The following is a 2,985-nucleotide window of genomic DNA, read 5'->3' on the forward strand; positions in this document are numbered from 1 at the left end:
GGATGAGGGGGGTGAAGGAAATGGAGGGGGCGAAGGCGGCGGGACCATCGACCGATCGTACGGATCTCCGACGCGCCCCCGGTCGGTGGGCCCGGGGGGCCGCCCGGCACAATGATCGCCGGCGCACGACCGGCCGCGTACGACTGCCCGCGTACGACCGGCCGCGTATGACCGACCGTGAACCACGAACGCGTACCACGAACCGCGCATCATGGGGGAGCACGCATGACCGACGACATCGTCCTGCGGGAAGCCACCGGCGAGGACGTCAAGGACATCGTCGCCCTCCTCGCCGACGACCCGCTGGGCGCCTCGCGCGAGAGCCCCGACGACCTCGCGCCCTATCTGCGGGCGTTCGCCGAGATCGACCGGGACCCGCGCCACACCCTGATCGTGGCCGTCCGCGCCGGCACCGTCGTCGGCACCGCGCAGCTGACGATCCTTCCGGGGCTCTCGCGCCGGGCCACGACCCGCGCCCAGATCGAGGGCGTGCGCGTCTCCTCGGCGATCCGGGGCGCCGGACTCGGCGCGCGGCTCATCACCTGGTGCGTGGAGCACGCGCGCCAGCGCGGCTGCGGGCTCGTCCAACTCACCTCCGACGCCACCCGCGAGGACGCGCACCGCTTCTACACCCGGCTGGGCTTCGAGCCGACGCACGTGGGCTTCAAGCTCACCCTCGACCGGCCGGCCCCGCCCCCGGACGCGCGCGAATGAGATGATCTCCGGCATGAACGACGTACCGACCGATGAAGAGGTTCTGGAGACCCTGCGGCCCCTGCGGGAGATGGAGCGGGAGCGCGCCGAGATGGCGGCGGTCGTGGACCGGTTCCGACTGACGGAGGACCCGCGGGAGCTCGCCGAGCGGAACCGCTGCGGCGAGCGGATGGCGGAGCTGGACCGGGAGATCATCCGGCTGTCGATCCCGGCCCTGGACCGCATCGGCCTGTGGAACGCCGCCATCCTGCTCCGGGCCGCGGCCATCGACGAGGGCATCATCCCGGACGACACGCCGTGAAGTGACGCCGGGGGAGCCGGCGGCCGGGGGGAACGGGCTGGGCTGGGCCGGGCCGGGCCGGTCAGGGCAGGCGGTGCCAGAACGCCAGCCGGTGCTCGCCGGCGTAGTCGACGGGGCCGACGCGGTGCGGGGCGAGCGACTGCGTGTGCGGCACGCCCGCCGCCGGCTCGAACCGCGGCCAGGCCGGCAGGCCCGGCCCGTTCGGCGCACCCGTACGGGCGAAGGCGGCCCAGTAGTCGGTGATGGTGTCCGACAGCCGCAGCTGGGCCCGGGTGAAGCGGGACTGCGCGGCCTCGTCCTCGAAGACGTACGGCGTGTCGGCCGCGTGATAGGCCCCGAAGGGAAAGTCGGCCGGCAGCGGCAGATACATCGGCGCGTCGCGGTCGGCGAACTCGTACGCGTACGTCGGCACGTGCCGGCCCAGCGCCGTGTTCTGCGCATGCGTGCCGCGCGCCCACATCCGGTCGGTGACGACCGTGGCCCAGGCGAGCGCCGGGGAGGGGAAGTCCTTCAGCGGGTACTCGGCGCGCACGGCGCCCGCGTGCTCGCCGAAGGCCGTGACGAGCGCCTCGTCGTACTGCGCGGCGGTGAGGGGCCTGCCGACCGCGTCGTACGACAGGCCCACGAACAGCCGGTGCTCGTCCCGGGTGGCTCCGGACAGCACCGGCACCCGATGGAAACGGCCCTCGCGCAGCGCCTTCTCCGGCAGCTCCGGGAGCATCTCGTTCCCGAAGGCGAACGCCTGGAAGGCGTTCATGATGAAGGGGACCTTCAGCACCTCCTTTACCGGCAGCGCCCGCAGACACCGCAGGACCCCGGCCGTGTCCCGGCTCCGGTCCCCGCCCTCGCAGCCGAGGGCCGAGGCCATCTCGACGCCCGTCCGCCGCAGTTCGGGGAGGGTGCGCCAGGTGTACCAGGTGTACGCGGGCATGCCCGGGCCCATGGCACCGGCCGGCATGTCCATCATGCCCTCGCCGCTCGACAGGACGGCCCGGTGGAACAGCCCACGCGCACCGGGCGAGGTCAGATGCGCGGTGATGGCCGCCGCCCCGAAGGAGGAGCCGGCGACGGTCACCTCGCCCGGGTCGCCGCCGAACGCCCGGGCGTTGCGCCGCACCCACCGCAGCGCCGCCTGCTGGTCCTGCAGGGCGAACGTCCCCGACCCCTTCAGACCGGGCAGGGCGAGACCGCCGAAGACCCCCAGGCGGTAGTTGACCGTGACGACGAGCACCCCTCGGGAGGCGAGCCGCCGGGCGTCGAAGAAGTGGCCCCCGCCCACCGTGCCGTCGCCGTGAATCCAGACCACGACCGGCAGGGGGCGCTTGCCGTTGGTCGTGGTCGTGGTCGTGGTCGTGGTCGCGTCCGTGGCCGTGGCGGGGGCGGTGACGTTGAGGACCAGGCAGTCCTCCTCCTCGCTCGCGGAGTTCGCGTACGCGGACGGCACCTGCGGGCACAACGGACCGGGCCGGCTCGCGTCCCGGACACCGCGCCACGGCTCCACGGGCCGAGGCGCCGCCCAGCGGTGCTCCCCCGTCGGGGGCGCGGCGTAGGGGATGCCCTGGAAGAGCCGGTGATCGCCGGACCGTACGCCGCGCACCTCTCCCGCGTCGGTGCGCACCACGGGCCGGGGATCGGCGGCCGCGGCGGCGGGCGGGGGCGCGATCGCGCCCGTCAGGAACACCGCCGCACCGGCGAGAGCCGCGCGGACCACCCGTCGTTTCCCTGCCGGCATGGACGCCCTCCCGTGTCCCCCGGCATGACCACGAGACCGCCCTCGCACACCGGACATGTCCACTATGGGAGGAGTTGAGCGGGCCGCGCATCGTCGGCAGGAGGGAGAAAGCGTGTTCGCCCGCGACGGCGGGAGTACGGGGTGGTGGGGGAGGGGCGCTCCTCCGCAGCGGCGAGTGGCGAGCGGCGAGTGGCGAGCGGCGCCGGGCGGCCATGAGGATGCGGACCCCCATCCACAC

The 2,985-nt window shown here is 74.1% G+C and carries 3 protein-coding genes; 2 read left to right on the forward strand and 1 reads right to left on the reverse strand.

Annotated features, from left to right (window positions below; translation table 11 throughout):
* The first annotated feature begins 225 nt into the window (after positions 1-225).
* Positions 226-714, forward strand: a complete 489-nt coding sequence (locus ACSNOD_RS30095) for a GNAT family N-acetyltransferase (protein WP_436770248.1) — start codon at positions 226-228, stop codon at positions 712-714.
* A gap of 13 nt (positions 715-727) precedes the next feature.
* A complete protein-coding gene (locus ACSNOD_RS30100) occupies positions 728-1,015 on the forward strand; it encodes a hypothetical protein (protein ID WP_436770249.1) in 288 nt (95 codons plus the stop codon).
* A 61-nt stretch (positions 1,016-1,076) separates the two neighbouring features.
* Here the strand turns inward: ACSNOD_RS30100 and ACSNOD_RS30105 are convergent, their stop codons facing one another.
* Complete coding sequence (locus tag ACSNOD_RS30105) at positions 1,077-2,726, reverse strand: carboxylesterase/lipase family protein (RefSeq protein ID WP_436770250.1); 1,650 nt, start codon at positions 2,724-2,726, stop codon at positions 1,077-1,079.
* Positions 2,727-2,985 lie beyond the last annotated feature (259 nt).

This window comes from Streptomyces sp. URMC 123 (assembly GCF_051386515.1).
In the GTDB taxonomy this organism is placed as follows: Bacteria; Actinomycetota; Actinomycetes; order Streptomycetales; family Streptomycetaceae; genus Streptomyces.